The 3,708-nt window shown below is 73.4% G+C and carries 6 protein-coding genes; 5 read left to right on the top strand and 1 reads right to left on the bottom strand.

Annotation, left to right across the window (positions count from 1 at the left end):
- The coding region (locus BCY76_RS18375; protein ID WP_170922749.1) for a hypothetical protein at positions 1 to 294 on the top strand (294 nt) is incomplete at its 5' end.
- 31 nt (positions 295 to 325) lie between these two features.
- Here the strand turns inward: BCY76_RS18375 and BCY76_RS17025 are convergent.
- Entirely contained in the window at positions 326 to 1,465 is a 1,140-nt protein-coding gene (locus tag BCY76_RS17025; RefSeq protein ID WP_170922748.1) for a sugar-transfer associated ATP-grasp domain-containing protein, read from the bottom strand.
- A 446-nt stretch (positions 1,466 to 1,911) separates the two neighbouring features.
- Here BCY76_RS17025 and BCY76_RS17020 point away from each other — a divergent pair, with 446 nt between their 5' ends.
- The 4 genes from BCY76_RS17020 to BCY76_RS17005 form a co-directional block, all read left to right on the top strand.
- A complete protein-coding gene (locus tag BCY76_RS17020) occupies positions 1,912 to 2,352 on the top strand; it encodes a hypothetical protein (protein ID WP_139827876.1) in 441 nt (146 codons plus the stop codon).
- Positions 2,353 to 2,364: 12 nt separating this feature from the next.
- Positions 2,365 to 2,958 carry an asparagine synthase-related protein gene (locus tag BCY76_RS17015; protein WP_139827875.1) on the top strand — a complete coding sequence of 198 codons (594 nt, stop codon included), beginning with the start codon at positions 2,365 to 2,367 and terminating at the stop codon, positions 2,956 to 2,958.
- A gap of 23 nt (positions 2,959 to 2,981) precedes the next feature.
- Positions 2,982 to 3,419 (top strand): hypothetical protein, encoded by a 438-nt coding sequence (locus BCY76_RS17010; protein WP_085437958.1) that lies wholly within the window; start codon positions 2,982 to 2,984, stop codon positions 3,417 to 3,419.
- A gap of 10 nt (positions 3,420 to 3,429) precedes the next feature.
- The coding region (locus BCY76_RS17005; protein ID WP_139827874.1) for a hypothetical protein at positions 3,430 to 3,708 on the top strand (279 nt) is incomplete at its 3' end.

Here is a 3,708-nt window from a genome sequence, read left to right as displayed (position 1 = left end):
GCGCGCGCGAGCGCGCGTTTGCACGCCGCCCTGCTGCGCGCCGCCGGGGAGGGTGCCGGAGAGCGCCCCGGCGCCTCCGGCCCGGTGCTGCTGCTCACCGACCAGAGCGCCCAGGAGGAGGGCTCGGCCCGCGGCTTCGACGGCGTCGTAGTGCTGCGCCGGCCCGTGGCCGAGGGCGCCGGGTGGACCGCCGAGCTGCAGATGGCCTATGGCGGGTCCACCACGATCCGGGCCGCCGAGCTGCCCTCCGCGCTGGACCGGCTGCGACAGATCCACCTGGTCACCACGGTCTGAGGGGCGCGCCGCCGGGTCGGGGCGGTCGGTCTCAGTCCCGCTTCTTGGGCACGACGCCGCGCTTCTCGAAGTAGCGGCGCACCCGCTCGTCCTTCAGCAGCGGGCCGTGGACCTGGAGCACGTTCATCCCGGAGTTGACGTTCGCCTCGAGGATCACCGGCCCCGTGGGGCTGATGATGATGTCCCAGCCGATGTACTCCAGGAAGCTCAGGCGCTTCGCGCCGTCGAGCACCAGCTGCTTGGTCTCCTCCCAGAACGGCACGGTCGCCCCCTCGATCGGGGCGCCGCTGTCCGGGTGCACGGTGTGCCACACCTGCGTGTGGTCGTCCGGCAGCTGGCCCGCCCGGGAGAGCGTGCCGGTCTCGACGTCGACCTTCGCGCTGAGCCCGCCGCGGGTCCAGTTGTCCACGTGGTTGGACCGGGCTGTGCCGATGCGCTGGACCGCGACGGCGATGAACGGCTCCTTGCCGCGGGTCAGATCTGGCAGCGTCAGCACCCGCAGCGTGTTGGTGGAGGCCGGGTTCAGCCGGGCCTGCGCCTCGGCCTGCGGCACGGCGGCCTCGAAGAGCATGGGCTTGGGCCGGGCTTCGATCCAGGCGGCGACCTCCTCGAAGTCGCAGTCCTCGCCGTTCATCCGCCAGCCGTCCTCGGTGCGGCGGATGGAGACCACGAAGCGGCCCTCCGCGCCCCGCAGCGGCTTGACGAAGACCCGACGCCCGACCTCCAGGCGTGTCTGGAGGAATTCGCGCAGCGGCACCTGGTCGTCATGCGGGAAGACGTGGACCTCGCCGCGGGAGTACAGCCCCAGCAGCGGGACCACGTCGGAATCGAGCCCGAGCTGGTTCATCAGCAGGAAGAACGAGAACTTGTTGTCCAGCACCTCCTGCAGGTGCTCATGGACCATCCGCTTGGCGCGCGTGTAGCGCTGCACATCGGTCACGTAGTCCTGCTGGTCCGCATTGGGCAGGCCGTAGATGGTCGCCGAGCGGGAGAGGAAGCCCTGGGCCCACCACTGGGGCCGCCGCATCGAGGGGCTGGTCTCCCAGCGGAACTCCTTGCGCACGAACTTCCGGTAGTCCTGCGCCCACTGGCGGGACTTCCGCAGCTCCTTGCGCCAGTGGCGGCGCTTCTGCCGGGCCCGGCGGACGATCTGCCGGGACTTGCGCACCACCTTCCGGGGCATCGAGGGCGCGGGCGGCTTCGGAGGAGTCGGCGGAGTGGGCGGGGTCGGAGCAGCGGCTGGACGGGCAGCGCCGTCCGGCTGGTCAGCAGCAGGTTCCATCCGGTGTCGTCGCCTCCCGGAGCAGGTGTTCTGGAGCGTTAGGATCGTACCAACCCGGGCCCTCGGTCCCGGGGCGACGCACCTGAGACGCGATGCGCGAAGAGAGGCCCTGTGGCAGTGACGACCCGAGTCTGCGGCATGCTCGCCCCGGCGACCCCGACCGCGTCCGTCGCATGGCCCGCGCCGCCGGACTCGAGGCGGATCCGGCCCAGCTCGGAGACGGTGCCGCCGGTGCCGCTGGTGTCGCTGGTCCCGCCGACGCCGCCGTCGTGGTGGACCGTCCCGGCGCCTGATCATCGGCAGCGCGGCGCTCCTCTCCCGCGCGGACCCGCACGGTGAGGCGTGGATGTTCTCCACCGCAGGCGCCGCACAGCCTCCCGGACGCTCCCCATCCCTGGGAGCATGCCGCACGCGACGCCGACGTCGCCGGGGTGGTGCTGGGGCAGGACGGCACCGCGGTGCTGCACGCCGGGCTCTCAGGCGTCCAGCCGCTCTATGTGGAGCAGACCGGCGACGCCGTCCACTTCGCCACCCAGCTGGATCTGCTGCTCGACACCGCGACCTCGCCGGTCGCCCCGGACTGGACCGGATGGGCGCAGATCATCGGGATCGGCGCCCCGCTGGCGGGCCGGACGACGCCGGCCGACATCGACGGCTCGGCCCCATGGAGCACGTCGACCTCACCCCGGGCGTCGCGCGCGCCGGCGGCGCGCCGCATGGCCCTGGGCGGAGATCCTTCCCGAGGAGGAGCTCGCCCCCGAGGACCTCACCGGTGACCTGGTGACGCCCTGAGCGAGCAGGTCGCCGGCCACGCCGCCGCGGGGCCGCTGCAGCCCATGCTCTCCGGCGGCCGGGACTCCCGCATGCTCACCGGGCTGGCCGCCGAGGTCCCTGCTGAGGAACTGACCGCCTGGACCACCAGCTCCGACACCGGCACCACGCTGGAGGAGCTCACCGCTGCGCGCATCGCGACCCGGCTGGGTGTGGACCAGCGGATCGTCTCCGGCCGCCACGACGGCTTCAGCCGAGACTTCCTCGACTATGCGCAGATCACCGGCCACCAGTCCTCCTTCCACGTCTGGCTGATGCCGGTGGCGCGGGAGCTGGCCTCCCGAACCGGCACCGTGCTGGACGGCCTGGGCGGAGGAGTGTTCCTCGGCGGAGGGTTCCCCGACGACCCGGCCGCGCTCGCCGCCGGATCCACCCCGGCAGACCTGGTCGCCTCGCGCTTCGGTCGGCTCTCGCGCTACCTGGAGGTGGCCGAGGAGCTGCTGGCCCCGGGCGCGATGACCGCCTCACCGCGGCGGGCCGGGAGGACTTCTCCGCCCTCGCCGAGCCGCTGGCCGACCACCCCCAGGGAGCCACGCTCACCGCCTACCTGACGCGCACCCTGCCGGGGATCAGCATGGCGCCGGCCGCCGTGCTCGGCGGCAGCCGCCCCACCGCAGTGCCGATCATGGCGCACCCGGTGGTCTCTCAGGCGCTGCGTCTGACCCACGCCTCGAAGCGTGACGGCCGCTGGTACCCGGACCTGCTGCGCCGCATCCGTCCCGAGCTGGCGGAGATCCCCACCGCGGCCGACCTGACCACCGTCCGGCAGCATGGGCGTCGCGGGGCCTCGCTGGAGGCCGCGCAGTGGTACCGCGGCCTCGTCATGGACTCCCCGGCCGCGAGCCTGGTGGGTGAGAAGCTCCGCACCGGTGACGCTGAGCTGTGGCGCCGTCAGCTCACCCGCACCCGCGCCCAGCACCTGATCCGTGGTCTGGCGCTGCTGGCCCTGTGGCTGCGCCGCCACGAGGACCGTCTGACCGAGACCGACCCCGCTGCGCTGCTGCGCGGGTGAGGAGGCCCTGATGACCACTCCGCCCGCTGCCGTCTCGCCGCTGCTGCTGCGTGCCACGGAGCATCCGCAGGCTGCGCTCGCCCCGGCGCTGATCGAGGACCTGGTGCGCGCCGAGCAGGACGGCACGCCGTCGATCCTGTGGGTCGAGGCGCCGGAGCAGCTCGAGACGCCGCTGTGCTGGCTGGTCACGCATGTGGGCCTCCCGGAAGGTGCCGGGCCGGCGCTGCGGCGGGAGGTCTGCGGGCGGGTCGGCGCCCAGCAGGTGGTGCAGGCCGCGGGGCCCGACCAG

Origin of the sequence: Nesterenkonia sp. PF2B19 (assembly GCF_001758425.2) — a bacterium.
Taxonomy (GTDB): domain Bacteria; phylum Actinomycetota; class Actinomycetes; order Actinomycetales; family Micrococcaceae; genus Nesterenkonia; species Nesterenkonia aethiopica.
This window is presented reverse-complemented; position numbering and strand designations above follow the sequence as displayed.

Coding starts and splice junctions, on each gene's coding strand:
- BCY76_RS17010 (WP_085437958.1), top strand. CDS start 2,982: ATGGCGCCGGCCGCCGTGCTCGGCGGCAGCCGCCCCACCGCAGTGCCG.